This is a genomic window from Devosia lucknowensis (assembly GCF_900177655.1).
GTDB lineage: Bacteria > Pseudomonadota > Alphaproteobacteria > Rhizobiales > Devosiaceae > Devosia > Devosia lucknowensis.
The window spans coordinates 351,972-373,931 of sequence record NZ_FXWK01000002.1 but is presented as its reverse complement, the minus strand read 5'-3'; the positions used below and the strand labels follow the sequence as shown (position 1 = coordinate 373,931).

Below are 21,960 nucleotides of genomic sequence, written 5' to 3'. Positions count from 1 at the left end.
TCTTGTTTGATGCGGTCTGCCCGACCCCGTTGCTATTCGGCCGCCATCTGCAGGCGTGGGCCGGCATCTGCGTCGGCTTCCGGGCCGAACTTCTCGAAATTCTTGCGGAAGAGGCCCACCAGCTTGGCGGCCTGGATATCGTAGGCCTCACCGTCGGCCCAGCACTGGCGCGGGTCGAGCAGGCGGTCGTCGACGCCGGGTACATTCATGGGCACTTCGAAGCCGAAAAGCGGGTCGAACCGCATGTCGACGTGGTCGAGCTCGCCATTCAGTGCGGCCGTCAGCAACCGGCGCGTGGACGCAATGTCGATGCGCTTGCCGGTGCCATAGGCGCCACCGATCCATCCGGTATTGAGCAACCAGGCTTGTGCACCGCTTTCAGCGAGGCGTTTTGCCAGCATCTCGCCGTAGACCGTGGGATGGAGCGGCATGAACGGCGCCCCGAAGCATGCCGAAAACGTCGCCTGCGGCTCGGTTACCCCGCGCTCCGTACCCGCAACCTTGGCCGTGTAGCCCGAAAGGAAATGATAGACGGCCTGGTTCGGCGAAAGCCGCGCCAGCGGAGGCAAAACCCCAAAGGCGTCGGCGGTCAGGAACACCACCGTTTTCGGCGTTTTTCCCACACTTCCTCGTGCAATCGAGGGCAAAACGTCGATGGAATACGCCGCGCGGGTGTTCTCAGTTCGCGTTACATCGGAAAATGCTGGCATATTGTTAACATCAAGCACCACATTCTCGAGAACCGTGCCAAAACGCTGCGTCGCCGCGTGGATCTCGGGTTCAGCCTCTGCCGACAGGTTCACCGTCTTGGCGTAGCAACCGCCTTCGAGGTTGAAGACGCCGCTTGGGCTCCAGCCATGCTCGTCGTCGCCGATCAGCGGACGCGCGGGGTCGTTGCTGAGCGTGGTCTTGCCCGTACCCGAAAGGCCGAAGAACAGGGCGGCCTCGCCGTCGGGCCCGAGATTGGCCGAACAGTGCATCGGCAGCACCCCTTGCTCGGGGGCGTGGAAGTTGAACAGCGAGAACACGCTCTTCTTGATTTCGCCGGCATAGCGCGTGCCCGCTATCAGCACGATGTTGCGGCTCATGTCGAGGGCGATCACCGTGTCGGTGCGGCTGCCATGCCGGGCCGGGTCAGCCTGGAACAGCGGTGCATGGAGGATCGTGACGGGCGTCGCGTCATCCGAGGCCGGAATGCCATCGTCGCGCCGGATCAGGAGATTGCGGATGAAAAGCGCATGCCAGGCGCTGGGGGTCAGCACCGTGACGTCGTACTGGAACTGCGGATCGGCGCCGGCCAGGAGGTCCTGCCGGAACAGCGGCTGCCCCGCCAGGTGCTGCTCGATATCGGCCATCAGCAGGTCGAACTGCTCGGGAGCAAGGGCACCCGAATTGTCCCACCACACACGGTCGCTGGTGAGCGCGTCACGGACGATGAACTTGTCCTTGGGCGAGCGGCCGGTGAAGGCGCCGGTCTCGACGCTGAGGGCGCCATGCGCTGTCAGCTGCGCGCCGCCGGCGCCGACGGCTGCGGCAACCAGGGTTGGGGCAATGGCGTTATCGCTGAGCGAAGCAGCAGCGCTCGCGACTTTTGTCCTGAGAGTTTTATGATCGAACGCCGGCATATTCTGTCTCCGCTGCACCGGACCTCACAAGGTCGGTTATTGCGGGCAAAATACCGGCGCGCCATGGGCATCAGCCATCCGGCAATGGGTCGTAAGACGGAAGTCTCATCGGCGCCATTTTCCATCCGGCACTGGCGCCAGATCGGGACGCGCCTTATTTAGTACGTAATTGTCGCCTGCAAAGTCGCTCGAAAGGCGCATCCGGCACGCCGGTGCGCCGCTTGAAGCTAGCGTCACGAAAAGAAAGGCAGTTCATGCCCAAGATCGCTCTGGTGGATGACGACCGCAATATTCTCACCTCTGTTTCCCTTACCCTGGAAGCCGAGGGATATCAGGTCGCCACCTATACCGATGGCGCATCCGGCCTCGAAGGCCTGACCACCGACAAGCCGGATCTGGCCATCCTCGATATCAAGATGCCACGCATGGACGGCATGGAACTGCTCCGCCGCCTGCGACAGAAATCCGATGTCCCGGTGATCTTCCTCACCTCCAAGGACGAGGAAATCGACGAGCTGTTCGGCCTCAAGATGGGCGCCGACGATTTCATCACCAAGCCGTTCAGCCAGCGCCTGCTGGTGGAACGCGTCAAGGCGATCCTGCGCCGTTCCGCGCCTCGCGATGCCACCGGTGCAGTCACCGGCGGTGCCGAGCCCGTGCCAAGCAAGGCGCTGATCGAACGCGGCAACCTCGTGATGGACGAAGAACGCCACACCTGTACCTGGAAGGGGCAGCGCGTCACCCTGACCGTCACCGAATTCCTCATACTCCAGGCCCTGGCCCTGCGACCCGGCGTCGTCAAGTCGCGCAACGCGCTGATGGATGCGGCCTATGATGACCAGGTCTATGTCGACGATCGCACGATCGACAGCCACATCAAGCGGCTGCGCAAGAAGTTCAAGGCAACGGACGACGACTTCGAGATGATCGAAACGCTGTACGGCGTCGGTTATCGCTTCAAGGAGCAATAAGGACCCTCGTGGCCAGCCTAGACCAGCATGCTGCTGATCCCGGACCCCGTCAGGGTCCGGCTTCGGACGAGGACGCACAGCGTTCCGGCCGGAGGGGCTGGCGCATGGTTCTCAAGCCTCTGATCAAGGTCTTCGACGGCATTCGCCGCTTCATCGACTTCACCATCTTCTCGAGCCTCACGCGCCGGATCGTGGTGTTGAACATGGCCGGCCTCCTGGTGCTGGTCGTGGGCATTCTCTACCTCAACCAGTGGCGCGCAGGCCTCATCGAAGCGCGGGTGCAATCCCTGCGCGTCCAGGGCGAAATCATCTCCGCGGCCATTGCCGCGTCGGCCACGGTGGACAGCGATGTCATCTCCGTCGATCCCGACCGGCTGCTCGACGCCCAGGCGGGCAATATCTCGCCTTTCTCCTATTTCGATCCGACGCTCGAATTCCCCATCAACCCCGAGAGCGTCGCACCGTTGCTGCGCAACCTGATCACGCCCACGCGGACCCGCGCACGCATCTATGACGGTCAGGGGCTGCTGATCCTCGACAGCGAGAACCTCTACGCGCGCGGCGAGGTGCTGAGCAAAGCCGCCGCCCCGTCCGACGACGGCGACTTCTTTGTCTTCGATTGGCTCAATGCGCTCTTCACATGGGCGCCAGGTGGCAATTACCCGACCTACCAGGAATACCAGGCAGACGAAGGGACGCGCTATCCTGAAGTCGCGTCGGCCTTGCAGGGCGCTCCAGCCGATTTCGTCCGGGTCGATTCACAGAACGAGCTCGTCGTCTCCGTCGCAGTGCCGGTGCAGCGCCTGCGCGCCATCGTTGGCGCCATTCTCCTGTCCACCGAGCCCGGAGATATCGATGCCGTGGTGGCGCAGGAGCGCTGGAGTATCCTGCGGATCGCCATGATCGCAGCGGGCGTGCAGGTGGTGCTGTCGCTGCTGCTCGCCGGCACGATTGCCGGCCCCATGCGACGCCTGTCCGCGGCTGCCGAACGGGTGCAGACTGCAGGCGATGCCCGCGCCGAAATTCCCGATCTGACCGACAGGCCAGACGAGATCGGGCATCTGTCCGGTGCATTGCGCCGCATGACCGACGCCCTATACAACCGCATCGAGGCGATCGAGCGGTTCGCCGCCGACGTCGCCCATGAGCTCAAGAACCCGCTGACCTCGCTGCGCTCGGCCGTCGAGACCTTGCCACTGGCGAAAAAGCCGGAGGACAAGGAGCGCCTCAACGACATCATCCAGCACGACATTCGCCGCCTCGATCGACTGATCACCGACATTTCCAGCGCCAGCCGTCTCGACGCCGAGCTGGCCCGCGAAAGTGCCGAGCGCGTCGACGTCGAAAAGCTGGCGACGGCCATGGTGGCGATCCAGAAGGACGTTGCCGCCGGCCGCGACGTTCAGGTGGTGATGGGCAAGCGCACAGGTCGCGGCTCGACCATGGTCAGCGGGCACGAGAGCCGGCTGGCGCAGGTTTTTGCCAATCTGATCGACAATGCAGTGTCCTTCTCGCCGACCGGCGGAACAGTGACGGTTGCCCTGTCCACCGAGGGCGAAACCATCACCGTCACCGTCACCGATGAAGGCCCCGGCATTACCGGCGACGTCGGGCGGATCTTCCAGCGCTTCTATACAGATCGTCCCGAGGGCGATGGCTTCGGCAATCACTCCGGACTTGGTCTCTCGATCTCCAAGCAGATCGTCGATGCCCACAAGGGAAAAATCCGTGCACAGAACCGCACCGACCGGTCTGGTGCCATTTTCACGATTGTGCTGCCGCGGGCCCGCAAATAGTCTTGGGCGATGAACAAACCAGTCAACGTGCATGGGACAGGCCTTGTCCTGGGTGAAACCGGCGTTCTGTTGCGCGGTCCTTCAGGCGCGGGAAAATCGACATTGTCGCTCGCATTGCTCGATCGCTGGGAAGGTCGCGGCCTGGATGCGCTCCTGGTCTCGGATGACCGGGTGGACCTGGTACTCGAGGGCGAGAGCATCGCGATGCTGGCCCCGCCGCAGCTGGCTGGCCTCATCGAACTGCGCGGTCGCGGAATTGTCAGCCGGCCCCAGCGGCAGAAGGCCAGGCTCGATCTCGTGATCGATCTCGTCCCGGAACTCACCCGCATGGTCGAGGAGGAAGAGCTGCAAACCGAGGTGCTGGGCCGCGTTGTGCCGCGCGCCCCGATCCCGCAGGCGGGAGTCGTGAGTCTGGGCCATCAGATCTTGCTGGCTGCCGAAGCGGTGCGCGCAAGCCTGCAACACGCCGCACCGTGACAAATTATCCCTTGCAACCCACGGCGATGGGGACAAGACTGTCCGCCGTTTGCCACCGGGCTCCAGGCGGAGCGGCGAACGGGGGACGCAAGAGTTGCCGCGACCGGCTATTCCGGCTGCGACGACCGTCTGGGGAATGTGCATGATTGGTTTGGTTCTGGTGACGCATGGCGCGCTGGCTGATGAATTCAAGCTGGCGATGGAACATGTGGTCGGTCCGCAGGAATATGTGGAGACCATAGCCATTGGGCCCGAGGACAATGCAGAGAGCCGCAGGGAAGATATCCTCAAGGCAATCGACCGGGCCGATAGCGGGGACGGTGTCATCATCCTCACCGACATGTTCGGCGGCACGCCGTCAAACCTGGCCATTTCCGTGATGCAGAACCGGCAGGTCGAGGTCATCGCCGGCGTCAACTTGCCTATGCTGGTCAAGCTGGGCCGGGTTCGCGGCGAAATGAGCATGGAAGACGCCGTCGCCATCGCCCAGGAGGCCGGCAAGAAATACATCACCGTCGCCAATACCATTCTGGGTAGCTGACAGTGGACGCCAGTCGGGCCGTTGCCCAGCAACTCACCATCGTCAACCGCAAGGGCCTGCATGCCCGCGCCTCGGCGCGGTTCGTGCGCACGGCCGAATGCTTCGATGCGTCGATCTCGGTGATCAAGGACGGCACCTCGGTAGCCGGCAACTCCATCATGGGTCTCATGATGCTCGGTGCGGGACCGGGCTCTACCATCCTCGTGCAAGCGACCGGAAAGCAGGCGCGGGAAGCGCTCGAAGCCATTGTCGAACTGGTCAACAATGGTTTCGACGAGGACGTGGACGGGGCAGAGGCCTGAGAGACGACGGGACGCGACGTTCGGGCAGCCCGTTCCTGGCATAAGACAGCCTCTGTCGATGCGATTGTGCCGGACATGGTCGGGCCGGTGCGCGAAGCGCCATGGAACCCGTGACTTTTTCCTGCCTTTTGCTTGAGTAATGGTACAGCGAGGCGAACGGGGAGCCAGGGTGTGTTGAGGCGGCTTATAGCGAGTACAGGCGGTATCGCCCTGGCGCTGGTGCTCAGCCAGTTTCCCGAATATGCGCAGCAATATACGCAACGTCTTGGCGGCGCGGTCGACGAGCTGCGCGTCATTACCGAGGATTTCGACCGGGCTGCGGAAGCGGGCGGCCTGGATCGGCAGCAGGCGCTCGCTCGGTACTCGGTGTCCAATGACGACTTCCTCGCCGGCCGCGGCACATCCATGGTTGCCACCTTCCAGCGGTATGAGCAGCTGAACACGACGCTTGCCGAGATCCAGGGCGCTGGCCCGGTCCAGCGTTTCCAATCGCTTCCGGCCTATCTCGACAGCGATATCGGCCGCCGAACGCTTGAAAACTACAAGCCGGCCGTGCCGGTAACGGTGGAAGGCATTCTCTATGCCGGAGCCGGCTTCATCATGGGATATCTGGTTTTGTCCGCGCTGGTCCGGGTTTGCGCTCTGCCGTTCCGTCGGGGCAGGGGGCGAAGCAGGATCCGGGTGACACGGGCCTAGCCTTGTAGCTTGCTCCGGAGACATCAACACTACCGTGCCGTCCTCGGGCTTGACCCGAGGACCTGCATGAACATCCACCGCGTTCTGAGTGGCCCTCGGGTCGAGCTCGAGGGCGGATCCGTGGATGTGGGAGCCTTCTTGCCCGAGTTGTTCACTGCGGAGAAACCGCCACCTCAAGCCATATAACAAAACCTTTATATCCGTCATTGATCGGTAACATCCACTCCCGTATAGGAGGGGGCAACGAAACCTATCCCGCCGGAGCCCGACCCATGACCAAGAGCCCGACCGACTACGCGGTCAAGGACATCGCCCTCGCTGATTTCGGTCGCAAGGAAATCAGCATCGCCGAAATCGAAATGCCGGGCCTTATGGCGATCCGCGAGGAATATGCGGCCGCCCAGCCGCTCAAGGGCGCCCGCATTGCCGGTTCGCTGCACATGACCATCCAGACTGCCGTGCTGATCGAGACCCTTGTGGCGCTCGGCGCGGACGTGCGCTGGGTCTCGTGCAACATCTTCTCGACCCAGGATCATGCTGCTGCCGCCATCGCCGCCGCCGGCATTCCCGTCTTTGCCCACAAGGGCGAGACGCTGCAGGAATACTGGGACTTCACCGACCGCATGATGGAATGGGGCGATGGCGGCACGCCCAACATGATCCTCGATGACGGCGGCGACGCCACCATGCTGGTGCTGACGGGCGCCAAGGCCGAGAAGGATCCGTCCATTCTCGACAAGCCGGGCAACGAGGAAGAAGAAATCTTCTTCGCCACCATCAAGAAGCGCCTGGCCACCAACCCGACCTTCTATTCGACCATCCGCGCCAATATCCGCGGCGTTTCCGAGGAAACCACGACGGGCGTGATGCGCCTCTATCAGCTGCACGCCAAGGGCGAGCTGCCGTTCCCGGCCATCAACGTCAACGACTCGGTCACCAAGTCCAAGTTCGACAACAAGTACGGCACCCGTGAGAGCCTCGTCGACGCGATCCGTCGCGGCACCGACGTGATGCTGGCCGGCAAGGTCGCCGTGGTCTGTGGCTATGGCGACGTCGGCAAGGGTTCGGCTGAATCGCTGCGCGGCGCCGGCGCCCGCGTGCTGGTCACCGAAGTCGATCCGATCTGCGCGCTGCAGGCCGCCATGGAAGGCTTCGAGGTTGTGACGCTCGAGGACGCTGCCCATCGCGCCGACATCGTCGTGACCGCCACCGGCAACCGCGACGTGCTGATGGTCGACGACATGCGCAATCTCAAGGACATGGCCATCGTCTGCAATATCGGCCATTTCGACAACGAGATCGACGTGCTGGGCCTGCGCAACTTCAAGTGGACCAACGTCAAGCCGCAGGTCGACCTGATCGAGCAGCCCAACGGCAAGCGCCTGATCCTGCTGTCCGAAGGGCGCCTGGTGAACCTGGGCAATGCCACGGGCCACCCGAGCTTCGTGATGTCTGCCTCGTTCTCCAACCAGACCCTGGCCCAGATCGAGCTCTGGACCAATGGCGACAAGATCGAGAAGAAGGTGCACGTGCTGCCCAAGCATCTCGACGAAAAGGTTGCCGAGCTGCACCTGGCCAAGCTCGGCGCCAAGCTGACTAAGCTCACCAAGGCCCAGGCCGACTATATCGGCGTCACGCCGGAAGGTCCGTTCAAGTCGGCCGAATATCGCTACTGAGGTCCATCCGGGGCCACGATGTGCGAAAAAAGCCCGGGACATGTCCCGGGCTTTACCTTTTTGAAAGGTTTCTGTTTCGTTCATGGGTCAAGCCTTTTCCTTGCCCTTTGCCCGCAACGCACAGCCATCAAGACTCTTTTGCGCGATTCGCGTGCCCGCTATGGTCTTTGTGATTCGGGTGGCGAGGGGACGCGCCGCCTGATCTTGGGGGCAGCTGGAACCGCTTTCGGTTTCGCGTAGCAGCCTGATTGAAGTTGGGGCGTACCGGCCATTCTGGTCGGGTTGGCATCGCACACAAAGCGAAAGAGGGCTGGTATGGCGCCGGATCGATTCCGGAAACAATTGGGATTCGCGGCACTCGGTGCGGCACCCCTGACCTTGCTGATGGCGGTCCCCGCACTGGCGCAAAGTCTTGTTCCGGCAAATCTGGGCGGCATCGCCCCCTTCGCAGTCGCTATCGGCGCGGGCGGTTTCGCGCTGCTCTCCATGGCCCTGGTGCGCACGCTCCTCACCGACAGCCGCGCCGCCCGCCGTCGCGCCGCCGAGCAGATCGCCGACCTGCGCGCCCTGGTGGACGAATACGAAAACCTCATCGCCGGCAGTCGCGAACTGACCGTGCTCTGGCAGGGCCATGAAGCGCCGCGCTTCCTCGGCCAGGCCGATGCCGTGCTGCCGCGCGGACGTCAGCCGCAGAGCGTGCTCAATTTCCATTCCTGGCTCGGCGCCGCCGAAACCAACCGGCTGTCGGCACTGGTCGAAGAGCTGCGCATGCACGGCCACGCCTTTGCCGAAAGCGTCGCCACGCTCGACGGCCGGGTGGTCCGGGTCAACGGCTGGGTCATGGGCAGTGCCGTGGCGCTGCGCCTGCGGCCCGCGCACAACCAGCCGGGCCAGCAGCCCGTCCTTGCCGCCGTGGTTGCCGACGAGGCCTGGGAAAGTGCCCGCACCATTCTCGCCCGGCTCAACAAGCCCGCCTTCCTGCGCGACGAGGACGATCGCCTGGTCTTTGCCAATGCCGCCTATCTCGGGCTGGCGCGCACGCTCGGACGCCCGGCGCCTGACGCGACGCCGCCCGAGCTGCTCGACGCCACGACCCTTGCCGGACATCTCAAGACCTGCCGCGCCTCGGCCGATCCGGTCAGCCGCTCGCTCGACTTCGCCGCGCATGGCAAATACGAGCTGGTGGAATTCCCGGTGCCCGGCGGCCGCGCCGGCTATCTCCGCGTGCAGGGCGAAACCGCTCGCCCGGCCGCCGCGCCAGAGACCGCTGCCAACCATATCGGCGGCATCATCGATGCCCTGGCGACACCCATCGCTATCTTCAATGCACGGCGCGAACTGACCCAGTTCAACGCCGCCTATGCCAATCTCTGGAACCTCGACGCCAAGTTCCTGACCCCCGGCCTCGACGAGCGCGCCATCCTCGACAAGCTGCGCACCGAGGGCATGCTGCCCAACCAGGTCGACTACCTTACCTGGCGCACCAAGCACCTCGAGAGCTACGCGCGCAAGGCGCCGCACGAGGCCGATCCCTGGCATCTGCCCGACGGGCGCTCCATCAAGGTCATCTCGGCCCCGGCGGGCCCCGCGGGCGGCGTCATCTACGTCTTCGAGGACATGACCGAGCGTCTCGAGCTCGAATCCACCAACAAGGCCTTCACCAATGTGCTGCGCGAAACCATCATGGCCCTCAACGAGGCCGTGGCGGTGTTCGGCACCAATGGCCGCCTGACCCTTTCCAATCCGCAGCTTTCCAAGCTCTGGAAGCTGCCGATGAACGAGCTGGGCAGCAATCCTCATATCGACCAGCTGGCCGAAGTCTCCGGCCGCGCCATTCCCGAGGACGGCGCCACCATCTGGCGCGACCTCAAGCGAACCATCGTCGATCTCAACCCCACCCGCACCGACCGCACCGGCCGCATCAACCGCTCCGACGGGCGCCTCGTCGACTACGCCATCACCCGCCTGCCCGATGGGCAGACGATGATGACCTTCCTCGACGTCACCGAAAGCGCCTCCTATTCGAAGGTGCTCAAGGAGCGCAACGACGCGCTCGTCGCCGCCGACCACCTCAAGGACGCCTTCGTCGAGAACGTCTCCTATGAGCTGCGCTCGCCGCTGACCAATATCATCGGCTTTGCCGATTTCCTGGCCGATGCCGAAGGCGACAGCCTCAATCCGCGCCAGCGCGAATATCTCGACTATATCCGCGCCTCCTCGGTGACGCTGGCCGTGCTGATCGACAATATCCTCGATCTCGCTTCGGTCGATGCCGGCATTGCCGAGCTCAATCCCGAACCGCAGGACGTGGCCGGGCTCGTCGAAAAGGCCCGCGCCGGTCTCACCGCCTCGCTGCACGACCTGTCGGGCGAGCCGCCCAACCTCATCATCGACATCGAGCCCGATCTCCCCATCTTCGTCGCCGACGGCACGCGCATGGTGCAGGTGCTCTACAATCTCCTGTCCAATGCCGCGCGCTTCTCCCCGCCCGGCGGCGATATCCGCCTCGTCGCCAGCCATCGTGGCGACCGCATGCTCTTCGTCATCGAGGACGAGGGCCCCGGCATCACCGACGAGATGAAATCGGCCATCCTCACCCGCCTCGATACGCCCGCCGCGGGCGGCCGTCAGCGCGGTGCGGGCCTCGGGCTCTCCATCGTGCGCACCTTCGTCAACATGCATGGCGGCACGATTTCGGCTGAAAAGCGCGAGCCCAAGGGCAGCCGCATCATCGTCAACCTGCCGCTCGACAGCGCCATGGCCGGCGTGGCCGAATAGACCCCAATGGCCGGTGACGAAACCTTCCTCCCCGACGACGAGGCTACCGCGCAATTCGGTGCGGCGCTTGCCAGGACGCTGAAGCCCGGGGATGTCGTCAGCCTCGAGGGCGACCTGGGCGCCGGCAAGACGGCGCTGGCGCGGGCGGTGATCCGGGCGCTGGCCGGCGATGGCGAGCTCGACGTGCCGTCGCCGACCTTTGCCATCCTCCAGCCCTATGACACGCCGCGCGGGCCGGTTCTGCACGCCGATCTCTACCGGCTGGCCGATGCCTCGGAAGTCGAGGAACTGGGCCTGCTCGACGACGCCGAAGCCATCGTGCTGGTGGAATGGGCGGAGCGTGCGCCGCAGGTGCGCGATGCCGTGACGGTCACCGTGACGCTCGATATTCCGCCGGGCGGCGCCGGACGACAGGCGACGCTCCGCCGCCGCTGACACTCGTCATCGCGGTCGCGTCAGACCGTCTCCAGCAGCGCCACGGTCCGCTCGTCCTCATGTCCGCCATTGAAGGCGCTGAGGGCGGCCCGGAACGCGCGCCGGTCGGGCAGGGTGCGGGCGAACAGCGTCATCGATGAAATGAACTTGAGATCGTCAGGCGTGCCGAAAATGCTGCGGAGATCGCGCGGCGCCACGCTACCCGGGGTATGCAGCAACACGGCCTCGGTGCATTCCAGGAGGCGCGCGCCGAGCACCGGGTGGGCGGCATAGGCCGCGGCTTCGTCGAGATCGCCCAGCGCGTAGCGCCGGGCCATGTCGCTGTGTCCGAGACCCGCCAGTTGCGGAAAGATGAACCACATCCAGTGCGTCTGCTTGCGCCCCGCGCGCAATTCCCCCAGCGCCTGCGGATAGACCCGGTCCTGCGCTGCGAGGAACTTGGCGATCAGCGCGCCATAGATATCACTCTGGCTGGTCATCTTCGGGCTTGGGCTTGGGATGCTGCTGATCGTGCGCCGTCTCGAATTCGCCGGCCGGCTGCTCGGCCTCTTCGCGCGCCTCGACCAGCGATTTGGTATCGTCGTCCTGCCCTCTGTTGCCCGGCTTCTGGTCCTTGTTCATGGCGTCTCCTCCTGTGGATGGAGGACCAACGACCCCAGCGCGCGTGGGTTGCAGCGCGGGCTTCCGGGCCGCCGCCCTTAACCCTTCATTCACCATAACGGCCGGTTTCCGGAGCCCGGCGCCGCGAAACGCATTGCATTTGTATCAAATGCGAGGCAGCCCCATGGCTTACACCGACACATCAGAACCCATCACCGACGACGCCGTCGCCGAATTCCTCGACCTGGCGCGCTCGGCCAACGTCCATTTCGACATCGTCCACGATCGTCTCCACATGCGCATGGTCAACCCCATCTGGGTCATGTGGTCGCCGATCCGACACCTCCTCGACGATATCGGGCTGGAGCGCATCGAGGCGTTTGTGCGCAGGGACACGGCGGCGCGGGAGGCGGTGGACCAGTGGAACCACGCGAGTGCTGTGCGGCTCTACTCGGCGGCGGAGGCGATGCGGGGGTGAGGATGAAGAGTACCCCCACCTAACCTCCCCCTGCAGAAGGGGGAGGGACCCATCGAGTTTGCGGAGGCATCTCGGATGAACACCTCTTCCCCTCCCCCTTCTTGAGGGCTCTGATCCATCCCGTGGGGCGGCTAGCTCCAGTGGAGCTAGCCGAGGTGAGGAGGCCGGGTGGGGGTCCTCTTCCTCACTGCCAATGCTACGATCGGCGCAGGAGGGCTCATGGACGGCCCGGTCACTTTCGCCCGCAAACTGCGGCGTGAACAGACGCCGCCTGAGCGGAAATTCTGGGCGATCCTCCATCCTTGGCGCGAGGCTGGTCTGCACTGGCGGCGGCAGGCGCCCATCGGTCCCTATGTCGTCGACTTCGTCTGCAAGGGCAAAAAGCTCATCGTCGAGATTGATGGCGATACGCACTATTCCGAAGCTGGACTGGCGCATGACGAGCGGCGCACGGCGTTTCTGGAGGGACGCGGCTACCGCGTCCTGCGGTTCACCAATGGCGAGGTGAGCAGTCCTGAGGGTGTGTTCCTGGTGCTGTGCGGCGTTCTCGGCGAGCCGGATGCACCGGAAGGGCCCCCCACCTAGCCTCCCCCTGCAGAAGGGGGAGGGACCCATCGAGTTTGCGGAGGCATCTCGATGAACACCTCTTCCCCTCCCCCTCCTTCAGGGGGAGGCCGGGTGGGGGCAACTACTAGTAGAGCATGCTCATGTTAGCCCAAGTCACGCGCAGCGGCACTGGCCTAACTATAATCGTTGCAAAGGATTCAGACGGGTCTCCACCGTCCAGGAAAGCTCCCAGCTTTGCTGATAACCCGACAACTGCGCTATCGTTATCGACCAAGCAGTGCCAGCGACCGTTTGGTTCTAATCCGTCAATGTGCTCGCCAACCTGCGCAGGCGCCTGCAGAGCATCAATTATCCGCTTTATCCTGTTGTCGAGGTCGCCAGAACTTAACACTGCCTTCTGTGTGGGCATGCCGGCCAAGAGCCGGATGTCTAGATCCACCCCAACACCGATCAAATTGCCATACAGTGGCACAAATAGCTGCTCGCCCTGGTGAATTCGGAACTCTGCTCCGCCAGCGGTGAAGTTGGAATCCTCCCACTTCTTGAGGACGTCGAAAGGTTCTTTTCCCCACAGCTTCCGAAGTTGGTGGTTGAAAGATTTTCGCATGTCCCAAATGGCCGACTTATTGCTAGCCTTGGATGGGATCCTGCCTCGATACGTGAGAACAATTTCCACTCAATGCGCCTCATCCCAGTTCTTCGCCGCATGTGCATCCACCTGGATCGGCACCGACAGCATGACGGCCGGTTCCGCCGCCTTTTCCATCACCCGCTTGATCACCGGGATCGCCTGGTCCTGCGTGCCTTCGGGGACTTCGAAGATCAGTTCGTCGTGGACCTGCAGCAGCATCTGTGCATCCACGCCCGCCTTCGCCAATTCCGGCTCCATGCGGATCATGGCGCGGCGGATGATGTCGGCGGCTGAGCCCTGGATAGGGGCGTTGATGGAGGCGCGTTCGACGAAGCTCCGTTCGCTTGGATTGCCGGAATTGGCATTGGGGAACTGGATCTTGCGCCCGAAAATGGTGGTAACGAAGCCGTCGGCTTTCACGCGCATCTTCTGGGCGTCCATATAGTCCTTGATTCCAGGGAAACGCTCGAAATAGGTCTTGATGTAATCGCCGGCCACCGAGCGCTCGATGCCGAGCTGGTTGGCGAGGCCGAAGGCGGAAATGCCGTAGATGATGCCGAAATTGATGGCCTTGGCGCGGCGGCGCACGTCCGAGGGCATGCCTTCGACCGGCACGTTGAACATTTCCGACGCGGTCATGGCGTGAATGTCGAGGCCTTCCTCGAAGGCGTCCTTGAGCGCCTGGATATCGGCGATATGCGCCAGCACCCGCAATTCGATCTGGCTGTAGTCGGCCGAAATCAGAACCTTGCCCGGCGGGGCGATGAAGGCGGTGCGGATCTTGCGGCCGTCCTCGGTACGCACGGGAATGTTCTGAAGGTTCGGCTCGTTGGACGAGAGGCGCCCGGTGAGCACGGAGGCCTGCTGGTAGGATGTGTGCACGCGGCCGGTGCGCGCGTTGATATAGGTGGGGAGGGCATCGGTATAGGTGCCCTTGAGCTTTGTGAGCTGGCGCCAGTCGACAATGGTGCGGGCCAGCGGAATGCCCTTCAGCGCCAGGTCTTCGAGCACGTCGGCGCCGGTCGACCAGGCGCCGGTCTTGGTCTTGGTGCCGCCTTCAAGGCCCATCTTGTCGAAGAGGATTTCTCCCAGCTGCTTGGGCGAGCCGAGGTTGAAGCTTTGCCCGGCCATCTCATGGGCCTCGGCTTCGAGCGCGGCGGCGCGCTGGGCGAAATCGCCCGAAAGCCGGGCGAGGATCTGCCGGTCGACGGTGATGCCGCGCGCTTCCATGCGGGCCAGCACCGGCGAGAGCGGGCGCTCCAGGGTTTCGTAGACCGTGGTGGCGTTTTCCGCGGCAAGGCGCGGCTTCAGCACATGCCAGAGCCGCAGGGTGATGTCGGCATCCTCGGCGGCGTAGCGGGCGGCGGCCGCGATCTCGAGCTGGTCGAAGGTCTTCTGCGCCTTGCCGGTGCCGGCGAGCTCACCGAAGGTGATGGTCTTGTGGTTGAGCCAGTGGTCGGCCAGGACGTCGAGGCCGTTATAGCGCGGGCCATCGAGCGCGTAGGAGATCAGCATGGTGTCGTCGATCGGCGCCATGGAGATGCCGTAGCGCGCGAAGACTTCGGTATCGTATTTGGCGTTCTGCCCGATCTTGAGAATGGCCGGATCCTGGAGGACGCGTTTCAGCGCCTCGAGCACGAAGCCGATGGGCAGCTGCCCCTCGACGAGGCCGCCGCCACCTAGGAGATCGCCGGGCAGGGCGTGGCCAACAGGGATATAGCAGCCGGTGCCCATCTCGGTGGAAAGGCAGATGCCGACGATATCGGCCACCTGCGGATCGAGCGAGGTGGTCTCGGTGTCGACGGCAAAATGCCCCTTGTCGACGATTTTCGCGATCCAGGCTTCGAGCCGGTCGGGCGTGGTGACGATCTCGTAGGCGTGGTAATCGACCGGGACGGCTTTGACGCGCGCATGCTCCTCGGCGGCGAACCGGGCAGGGCCGGAGCCGGGCACGACATTGGCGGCGAGCTTGGCCTTGGCGACCGAGAGCGTCGTGGATTTCTGCGGCGCGCCGGGAACGGGATTGTCCCTGTTGGCGGCGAGTTCCGGATCGGGCGCGAAATCGTCGGGATTGGCCTCGAGCAGGGTCGCGAGGCGCTTGGTGATAGTGGCGAATTCCATTGCCTTGAGGAATGGGAACAGCGCGGACGGGCTCATCGGCTGGCGCACGAGGCCATCGAGATCGATCTCGACCGGCACCTGGCGTTCGAGCGTCACGAGGCGTTTGGACACCCGGGCCAGTTCGGCATTGGCGATCAGCTTTTCGCGGCGGGCATTCTGCTTGATCTCGGTGGCGCGTTCGAGGAGGGTCTCGAGGTCGCCATAGGTATTGATGAGCTCGGCTGCCGTCTTGACGCCGATGCCCGGCACGCCCGGGACATTGTCGACGCTGTCGCCGCACAGCGCCTGCACGTCGATGACCTTGTCGGGCGTCACGCCGAACTTGGTGAAGACTTCGTCGGGACCGATCCACCTGAGCGGCGGCTGGCCGGGGCGAGGAATGGTGTCGAGCAGGCGGATCGACCCGTCGGGTTCGACCAGCTGCATCAGGTCCTTGTCGGAGGAGGCGATGGTGACCTTCATGCCGGCGTCGCGCGCCATGCAGGCATAGGTGGCCATGATGTCGTCGGCCTCCCACCCCTCCATTTCGATGGAGGGGATGGAAAAGGCGCGCGTGGCCGAACGGGTCAGCGGGAACTGCGGCACCAGTTCTTCGGGCGCCGGCGGGCGCTGGGCCTTGTATTCGGGGTAGATATCGTCGCGGAAAGTCTTGCCCTTGGCGTCGAAGATGACCGCCATGTGGGTCGGGGGCTCGTCGCCATCCATGTCCTGCGTCAGCTTGTAGAGCATGTTGCAGAACCCCTGTACGCAGCCGACCGGCAGCCCATCGGACTTGCGCGACAACGGCGGCAGGGCGTGGAAGGCGCGGAAGATGTAGCCCGAGCCATCGACGAGCAGCAGATGCATGAACGATTCCCCTATTCAGTCGGCGGCGACTTTATCGCCTCGCGCGCCATGATGGCACCCATTTCTGACCGGAGGTGTCAGGAGCAGCGGCGAGATCACTTTTCCGCGCAGCTCCCTATCTTCGCCACTTTTCCGGGCATAGGGTGTAAGAGGATAGGAAGAGCGGATTTCCGCTACTTCCGGTAACAGGCTCGGTGGGGCCTTAAAGGATATCCCGTGCAGATTACCCCCTTGAGGGGATCCGGCACCACCATTCTGGTGGTGGACGACGATGCCTTGATTACCCTCAACACTGCCGACATCGTGACCGAGATCGGTTATCGTGCGCTGGAGGCCTTTTCCGGCGCGGAAGCGCTTTCTCTGCTCGAGCGGAACAATGATATCGTCGCCATGGTCACGGATTATTCAATGCCGGGCATGAACGGCGTCGAACTCGCCACTGCCGCGCGCAAGCTGCGGCCGGGCCTCCCAGTACTGCTGACCAGCGGCCATGCGGAATTGCCGGGCACGATCGACCACGACTTCGTGCGGCTCGAAAAGCCCTATCGCGAAGATGAATTGACCGAGCGGCTGAAGAGCCTGCTTACCGCGCCCACCGCCTAGCGATCAGCGCAGGCCCGCCTTGTCGAGCAGGCCCAGGCGCTTGGCATCGTAGTAATAGCCACGAGCATAGAACTGAACGGCGCGATCGTCGTTGCCGCCGGCAGTCACGTAGGCGCCGGCGAGATAACGCACGGCGTATCGCAGGTTGGTTTCGGCATCGAGGAGGCCCGCGGCCTCGCCACGATAGCCCATGCCGCGCGCCGTGGCGTGGCTGATCTGCATCAGGCCGTAATAGGGACCGTTGCGCGCACCCGGATTGTAGCCGCTTTCGCGCACGATCACCCGGCGCACCAGATGCTCGGGCACGGCATATTCAGCGGAATAGTGGGCGATAAGACCGTCTAGGGCGCCGCGTTCGCTCCCGGCATATCCAAGAAGGGCAGACGTCGGCGCGGTCGGCACGGCATTGGCGCGCGGCACATGTCCGGCCGGCGTAGGCGCCGCCGGTGCAAAGCTGGCGATGGCCGCGGTCGCGCTCTTGCCGGGCATGGGTTTGATGCCGGCCATGGAGCAACCGGACAGAACGAATGCCAGGGCAATGGAGCCGGCAATGGGGAGCGGCCGTGCCGTCATCGCAGTACCTCTAAAAGCCAATGCAGTCCCTCATTCCGCCCGCTACGCGGGAAACACGGCGGCTTGATGGCGGAAATGCGACACACGGGCAAGTGTTATCGGGGCGCAGAAGCGCGAAAGCGCAATCATGGCAGGCACTTGCGACCAAAAGGTTTACATCCGCCGCTCGCGCCCTAAATTAATGCCTTCGCCTCGCGCTCACCATTCGACCCTTGGTCGGTCGGTGTTCTGCCCCATAGGGCGGCAATACTGTCGCGCGACTGACACGACAGGCCCGCACGCCACGCGGGCTTCAAAATTCCGAAAGGCTTGTCTCATGACCACTGCCGCAACCGGCGACATCGTGCGCATCCACTACTCCGGCCGTCTCGTTGATGGCACGCAGTTCGATAGTTCCGAGGGGCGCGCGCCGCTCGAATTCACGCTTGGCCAGGGCCAGGTGATCCGCGGGCTTGAACAGCACGTGGCGGGCATGGAAGCTGGCGCCAAGAGCACCGTGACCATTCCGGTGGACGACGCCTATGGCCCGCGCCGCGACGAGGCAATCCAGCAGCTCGACCGCGCCAAGGTGCCTGCGGGCATCGATCTCAAGGTCGGCTCCCAGCTTCAGGCCCGCACGGCCGATGGCGGCATGCTGCCGATCACCGTGGTCGGTTTGGACGAGCAGAGCATTACCGTCGACGCCAACCATCCGCTGGCTGGCCAGGACCTCGTGTTCGATGTCGAAGTTGTGGAAGTGGTCAAGGCCGCCTGATCGACAGCCTGTCGGCCAGAGGGACCGGCGGCGATCGCTGCCGGTCCCATGCTGAAGAGCTAGCGCATGTCCTCGCGCGGCAGTGAAATCCGGCAGACGACGCCCTCGGGCCGATAGTCGACTTCGGCGCCACCATGGGGCGAATACTGCAGGCTGCGGGTAATGACGTTCTGCCCGAAGCCGCGGCGTGCCGGTGTCGCGACCGGGGGACCACCGCTTTCCCGCCATTCGAGCGCGAATGCATCCTTGTCAGGATTTCCGAGGGCGATCACGGTGACCTTGCCGTTGGTGGCCGAAAGCGCACCATACTTGGCGGCATTGGTCGCGAGTTCGTGAATGACGAGACCCAGCGCGATGGCGGCGCGGGGCGTTATCGCATGATGGAGACCCTCGGTGACGAAGCGTCCGGAGCCGCCTGCATGCGGAGCCAGTTCGGCCTGCACCACATCGGCAATGGTCAGATCGGTCCAGCCGTTTTCCGCCAGGAGATTGTGCGTTGCGGCGAGCGCCTGGATCCGCCCGGTGAACGCAGCGTGGAAGCCCTCGAGCGTATCCTCGTGGTGCATCGTTCGGCCGGCGATCGACAGCACCAGCGCGAGCGTGTTCTTGACCCGGTGGTCGAGCTCGCGCATCAATAGCAATTGCTGCTTTTCGGCCGCTTTGCGGTGCGTCAGGTCCACCATGGTGATCACACAGCCACTGATGGATTCATCGCCCACATGCAGCGGCGCGGCGCTGACCTGGTAATCCTTGATCCGCGGGGCGTTCGGAGCGGTGGCTTCGATGCCCTGCACGGCGCTGCCGCCGATGGCCATGTCCACGATGTCGGCCGATTGCACCATGCCGGTTGCGCCGGGGAAGATCAGCGGCACGATATCGGCAAACCGCTGCCCGACCGGATCGCCCTCGTAGACGTTCTGGGCCGCGACATTGGCATGGGTAACGACGCCGTCAAGGCCGCAGACCAGTACGGCTTCGTTGGCCGAGGCGATCACCGCGCGGGCAGCGCGCTCGCTCTGCAGCGCCAGCTCCGCCTCGACCCGCTGGGTGATGTCGGTAAAGGTTACGGCGTGGCCCTGGACGGCGCCGAGCCGCATCGGACGCGCGGAAACGGCGAAGTGGGTTGGCTGTCCGTGCCTTGTGAGCGAAATCTCGGCGCTCCCATGGACCGAGCCGGCCAGCGCATCGATGCGGGCCGCGACATCGGCATCCAGGACATCGGCAAAGCGCAGTCCGTGCCATGAATTGAGGGCGGTGCCCAGAGCGGACATGAGATTTGTATTGACGTAGAGAATGCGCCCCTCGCCATCGAGCGCCGCGGCGCCGACATCCATGGCTTCGAGGAAGTTGCGATAGGACTGGCCTTCGCCCTCGAGGGTGAAGATTTCCGCGCTATCGGGCGTATCGATGACCAGCGCATCGATCTCGCCGGCACGAATGGCGCGCAGCGTGTCTTCGGCCTCTTCGAGGCGGGTGCGAAGCTCGGAGATGTCCTGCCCGGTCATTCCTGCACCTTGAGCGCCACCAGCACCTTTTCGACATCGGACAAGTCGCCGATGATCTTGCGCAGCGGTATGGGCAGCTCACGCACCAGCGTCGGGATGGCGACGATGGAATGCTCTTTTGCCAGCTTGGGGTTTTCGCGCAGGTCGACGACATCGATCTCGTATTGCCCCGGGAGGTGCTCTTCGGTGATCTTGCGCAGGTTGGCGATGGCGGAGACGGACTTGGGCGTCTGGCCGGCGACATAAAGGGTCAGTTTGCGGGGGACTGTGGTCTCGGTCATCGTCTGTCTCCGGCAGCACGCATCAGACGCGCCGGCTCGCTTCCATTTCGGTAAGGTCGTCTTTTGCCTGCTCAATGTAGGCGGCTTCGCGGGAGAGAGCGGCGCGCAACTCGCGCTCGTCGGCGTCGATTTCCGCCTGCAGGCTTTCGATCTGCGCCTGAGCCTTGCGGCGGCGCGTTTCGACCTCCACGCGGATACGTTCGATTTCGTCGAGACGTGCGACTTCGGCGCGGCGGGCACGGGCCTCCTCGCTCTTGCGCGCCGACCCTGTCAGTGCACCGTTCTCGCCCAGATATGGCGGCAAAAGCCTGATCCCCCCGTCGCTCATGACGAATTCGCGCACCTGATTGGAGTGCGACGTTCCGCGGGCCTTGAGCAGGTAGAGTTCGCGATTGAACTCGCCATTGACCTCGCGATTGAGCATGAGCACCCAAGCATCCATCAACGACGATAGCCCGGCATCGGTTGCGACGTTTCCATCCTGATTGTGCATGAGATGGGTGAAGACCGCCGTTATGCCGCGGTTCTTGAGGAAATCCACCATGCGCAGCAGCATGGACTGGACCTCGAGCGCATCACCCGTATCGATAAAGGCGGAGATGGGATCGAGCACGACGAGCTTGGGATCGAACCGCACCACTTCGCGCAGCATGATGGCGAGGTGCATTTCGAGGCTGTAGGACGTCGGTCGCGCGGCAACGTAGTGCACAAGGCCACTCTCGATCATCGGTTGGAGATCGAGCCCGATCGAGCGCATATTGCGCACCACCTGCTCCTGCGACTCCTCGAACGAGAAATAGATCGACCGCTCGCCCCGGCTGGCCGCGGCGCCTACGAAGCTGGCCGAAAGCGACGACTTGCCCGAACCGGCGACGCCCGAAATCAGGATCGAGGAGCCGCGATGAAAGCCGCCGCCGCTCAGCATCTCGTCGAGATCGGGAACGCCCGACGAAATGCGCTCTTCGAACACCTGGTGATTGAGACCCAGTGAGGACACCGGCAACACCGAGAAACCGTCCTGGTCGATCAGAAACGGGTATTCGTTGGTGCCATGGGCGGTGCCGCGATACTTGACGATGCGCATGCGGCGCGTCGAAATCTGGTTGTGCACCCGGTGATCGAGCAGGATGACGCAATCGGACACATATTCCTCGAGCCCCTGACGCGTCAGCGTGCCGTCGCCACGCTCGGCGGTGATGACGGTGGTCATCCCCTTGTCCTTCAGCCAGTCGAACAGGCGCCGGATCTCGGCGCGCAGGATGGCCGGATTGGAGAAGGCGGAAAACAGGCTCTCGATCGTATCGAGCACGACGCGCTTGGCGCCGATCGCATCGATCGCCAGTTCCAGCCTGAGGAACAGACCTTCCAGATCATAATCGCCGATCTCGGCCAATTCGCTGGGGTCGATGGCGATGTGCTCAAAGCCGAGCCTGTCGGCCGCGACCAGCGCATCGACGTCGAAGCCAAGGGACGCGACATTGGCCGCGATATCCTCGGGACGTTCCTCGAAGCTGACGAACACGCCGGGCTCGTCGAAATCACGCGCACCATGCACGAGGAAGGTGGTGGCGAACAGTGTCTTGCCGCACCCGGCCGAGCCACAGACCAGCGTCGGACGGCCGGTAGGCAGGCCGCCCATGGTCAGATCGTCAAACCCGGATATGCCGGTGAGAGATTTCGAGATGCCGGTCGGCTGTTCCATGG

The 21,960-nt window shown here is 63.8% G+C and carries 21 protein-coding genes and 1 pseudogene; 13 read left to right on the top strand and 9 right to left on the bottom strand.

Translation table 11 applies throughout. From position 1 onward, the window contains the following. Positions 1-32: 32 nt before the first annotated feature. Complete coding sequence (pckA, locus tag CCK88_RS14140; protein WP_086471233.1) at positions 33-1,625, bottom strand: phosphoenolpyruvate carboxykinase (ATP); 1,593 nt, start codon at positions 1,623-1,625, stop codon at positions 33-35. Between the two features lie 254 nt (positions 1,626-1,879). On the opposite strand from pckA, the gene CCK88_RS14135 reads away from it, so the two are divergent. The 9 genes from CCK88_RS14135 (at position 1,880) to tsaE (ending at position 11,297) form a co-directional block, all read left to right on the top strand. Beyond that, positions 1,880-2,596, top strand: a complete 717-nt coding sequence (locus tag CCK88_RS14135; protein WP_086471232.1) for a response regulator transcription factor — start codon at positions 1,880-1,882, stop codon at positions 2,594-2,596. A 104-nt stretch (positions 2,597-2,700) separates the two neighbouring features. Next, entirely contained in the window at positions 2,701-4,392 is a 1,692-nt protein-coding gene (locus CCK88_RS14130; RefSeq protein WP_086471231.1) for a sensor histidine kinase, read from the top strand. Between the two features lie 9 nt (positions 4,393-4,401). Continuing rightward, positions 4,402-4,869, top strand: coding sequence for an HPr kinase/phosphorylase (locus tag CCK88_RS14125; protein ID WP_086471230.1), 468 nt, complete (start codon positions 4,402-4,404; stop codon positions 4,867-4,869). Between the two features lie 142 nt (positions 4,870-5,011). After that, positions 5,012-5,410: a PTS sugar transporter subunit IIA gene (locus CCK88_RS14120; protein ID WP_086471229.1), complete on the top strand. Its 399-nt coding sequence runs from the start codon at positions 5,012-5,014 to the stop codon at positions 5,408-5,410. After that, a complete protein-coding gene (locus CCK88_RS14115; RefSeq protein WP_425290641.1) occupies positions 5,407-5,712 on the top strand; it encodes an HPr family phosphocarrier protein in 306 nt (101 codons plus the stop codon). The genes CCK88_RS14120 and CCK88_RS14115 overlap by 4 nt, the downstream gene beginning before the upstream one ends. A 174-nt stretch (positions 5,713-5,886) precedes the next feature. Next, positions 5,887-6,408: a DUF2937 family protein gene (locus CCK88_RS14110; protein WP_170926498.1), complete on the top strand. Its 522-nt coding sequence runs from the start codon at positions 5,887-5,889 to the stop codon at positions 6,406-6,408. 272 nt (positions 6,409-6,680) lie between these two features. Then, positions 6,681-8,084: an adenosylhomocysteinase gene (gene ahcY, locus CCK88_RS14105; RefSeq protein WP_086471226.1), complete on the top strand. Its 1,404-nt coding sequence runs from the start codon at positions 6,681-6,683 to the stop codon at positions 8,082-8,084. Positions 8,085-8,399: 315 nt separating this feature from the next. Beyond that, positions 8,400-10,862, top strand: a complete 2,463-nt coding sequence (locus CCK88_RS14100; RefSeq protein WP_086471225.1) for a sensor histidine kinase — start codon at positions 8,400-8,402, stop codon at positions 10,860-10,862. A 6-nt stretch (positions 10,863-10,868) separates the two neighbouring features. Continuing rightward, positions 10,869-11,297 carry a tRNA (adenosine(37)-N6)-threonylcarbamoyltransferase complex ATPase subunit type 1 TsaE gene (gene tsaE / locus CCK88_RS14095; protein ID WP_086471224.1) on the top strand — a complete coding sequence of 143 codons (429 nt, stop codon included), beginning with the start codon at positions 10,869-10,871 and terminating at the stop codon, positions 11,295-11,297. 20 nt (positions 11,298-11,317) lie between these two features. Here tsaE and CCK88_RS14090 read toward each other — a convergent pair whose 3' ends face one another. Continuing rightward, on the bottom strand, positions 11,318-11,776 hold the full coding sequence (locus CCK88_RS14090) for a DUF1810 domain-containing protein (RefSeq protein ID WP_086471223.1): 459 nt from the start codon (positions 11,774-11,776) through the stop codon (positions 11,318-11,320). Further along, positions 11,760-11,918, bottom strand: a complete 159-nt coding sequence (locus tag CCK88_RS18490; RefSeq protein WP_170926497.1) for a hypothetical protein — start codon at positions 11,916-11,918, stop codon at positions 11,760-11,762. Before CCK88_RS18490 ends, CCK88_RS14090 begins: the two co-directional genes overlap by 17 nt. Positions 11,919-12,081: 163 nt before the next feature. Here CCK88_RS18490 and CCK88_RS14085 point away from each other — a divergent pair, with 163 nt between their 5' ends. Beyond that, positions 12,082-12,375, top strand: coding sequence for a hypothetical protein (locus CCK88_RS14085; RefSeq protein ID WP_086471222.1), 294 nt, complete (start codon positions 12,082-12,084; stop codon positions 12,373-12,375). 168 nt (positions 12,376-12,543) lie between these two features. Continuing rightward, on the top strand, positions 12,544-12,960 hold the full coding sequence (locus CCK88_RS14080; RefSeq protein ID WP_140048999.1) for an endonuclease domain-containing protein: 417 nt from the start codon (positions 12,544-12,546) through the stop codon (positions 12,958-12,960). A gap of 106 nt (positions 12,961-13,066) precedes the next feature. Here CCK88_RS14080 and CCK88_RS14075 read toward each other — a convergent pair whose 3' ends face one another. Continuing rightward, a complete protein-coding gene (locus CCK88_RS14075; protein WP_086471220.1) occupies positions 13,067-13,618 on the bottom strand; it encodes a hypothetical protein in 552 nt (183 codons plus the stop codon). Then, positions 13,619-16,540, bottom strand: a complete 2,922-nt coding sequence (gene polA, locus CCK88_RS14070) for a DNA polymerase I (protein WP_086471219.1) — start codon at positions 16,538-16,540, stop codon at positions 13,619-13,621. 216 nt (positions 16,541-16,756) lie between these two features. On the opposite strand from polA, the gene CCK88_RS14060 reads away from it, so the two are divergent. Beyond that, entirely contained in the window at positions 16,757-17,143 is a 387-nt protein-coding gene (locus CCK88_RS14060) for a response regulator (protein ID WP_086471217.1), read from the top strand. A gap of 3 nt (positions 17,144-17,146) precedes the next feature. On the opposite strand, the pseudogene CCK88_RS18685 reads toward CCK88_RS14060, so the two are convergent. Further along, a pseudogene (locus CCK88_RS18685) lies at positions 17,147-17,641 on the bottom strand (transglycosylase SLT domain-containing protein); the annotation flags it as partial. Between the two features lie 391 nt (positions 17,642-18,032). Between CCK88_RS18685 and CCK88_RS14050 the strand changes: the two are divergent. Next, complete coding sequence (locus tag CCK88_RS14050) at positions 18,033-18,470, top strand: FKBP-type peptidyl-prolyl cis-trans isomerase (RefSeq protein WP_086471215.1); 438 nt, start codon at positions 18,033-18,035, stop codon at positions 18,468-18,470. 59 nt (positions 18,471-18,529) lie between these two features. On the opposite strand, the gene CCK88_RS14045 is transcribed toward CCK88_RS14050, so the two are convergent. Genes CCK88_RS14045 through kaiC form a run of 3 tightly spaced genes read right to left on the bottom strand, consistent with a single transcriptional unit; the run spans position 18,530 to position 21,958 of the window. Beyond that, the gene (locus CCK88_RS14045; RefSeq protein ID WP_086471214.1) at positions 18,530-19,975 is read right to left on the bottom strand and encodes an HWE histidine kinase domain-containing protein; all 1,446 of its coding nucleotides are present in this window, start codon (positions 19,973-19,975) and stop codon (positions 18,530-18,532) included. After that, on the bottom strand, positions 19,972-20,256 hold the full coding sequence (locus CCK88_RS14040; RefSeq protein ID WP_086471213.1) for a circadian clock KaiB family protein: 285 nt from the start codon (positions 20,254-20,256) through the stop codon (positions 19,972-19,974). The genes CCK88_RS14045 and CCK88_RS14040 overlap by 4 nt, the downstream gene beginning before the upstream one ends. 22 nt (positions 20,257-20,278) lie before the next feature. Beyond that, entirely contained in the window at positions 20,279-21,958 is a 1,680-nt protein-coding gene (gene kaiC, locus CCK88_RS14035) for a circadian clock protein KaiC (protein ID WP_086471212.1), read from the bottom strand. Positions 21,959-21,960 lie beyond the last annotated feature (2 nt).

Coding starts and splice junctions, on each gene's coding strand:
- pckA (WP_086471233.1), bottom strand. CDS start 1,625: ATGCCGGCGTTCGATCATAAAACTCTCAGGACAAAAGTCGCGAGCGCT.
- CCK88_RS14135 (WP_086471232.1), top strand. CDS start 1,880: ATGCCCAAGATCGCTCTGGTGGATGACGACCGCAATATTCTCACCTCT.
- CCK88_RS14130 (WP_086471231.1), top strand. CDS start 2,701: ATGGTTCTCAAGCCTCTGATCAAGGTCTTCGACGGCATTCGCCGCTTC.
- CCK88_RS14125 (WP_086471230.1), top strand. CDS start 4,402: ATGAACAAACCAGTCAACGTGCATGGGACAGGCCTTGTCCTGGGTGAA.
- CCK88_RS14120 (WP_086471229.1), top strand. CDS start 5,012: ATGATTGGTTTGGTTCTGGTGACGCATGGCGCGCTGGCTGATGAATTC.
- ahcY (WP_086471226.1), top strand. CDS start 6,681: ATGACCAAGAGCCCGACCGACTACGCGGTCAAGGACATCGCCCTCGCT.
- CCK88_RS14100 (WP_086471225.1), top strand. CDS start 8,400: ATGGCGCCGGATCGATTCCGGAAACAATTGGGATTCGCGGCACTCGGT.
- tsaE (WP_086471224.1), top strand. CDS start 10,869: ATGGCCGGTGACGAAACCTTCCTCCCCGACGACGAGGCTACCGCGCAA.
- CCK88_RS14090 (WP_086471223.1), bottom strand. CDS start 11,776: ATGACCAGCCAGAGTGATATCTATGGCGCGCTGATCGCCAAGTTCCTC.
- CCK88_RS18490 (WP_170926497.1), bottom strand. CDS start 11,918: ATGAACAAGGACCAGAAGCCGGGCAACAGAGGGCAGGACGACGATACC.
- CCK88_RS14085 (WP_086471222.1), top strand. CDS start 12,082: ATGGCTTACACCGACACATCAGAACCCATCACCGACGACGCCGTCGCC.
- polA (WP_086471219.1), bottom strand. CDS start 16,540: ATGCATCTGCTGCTCGTCGATGGCTCGGGCTACATCTTCCGCGCCTTC.
- CCK88_RS14050 (WP_086471215.1), top strand. CDS start 18,033: ATGACCACTGCCGCAACCGGCGACATCGTGCGCATCCACTACTCCGGC.
- CCK88_RS14045 (WP_086471214.1), bottom strand. CDS start 19,975: ATGACCGGGCAGGACATCTCCGAGCTTCGCACCCGCCTCGAAGAGGCC.
- CCK88_RS14040 (WP_086471213.1), bottom strand. CDS start 20,256: ATGACCGAGACCACAGTCCCCCGCAAACTGACCCTTTATGTCGCCGGC.
- kaiC (WP_086471212.1), bottom strand. CDS start 21,958: ATGGAACAGCCGACCGGCATCTCGAAATCTCTCACCGGCATATCCGGG.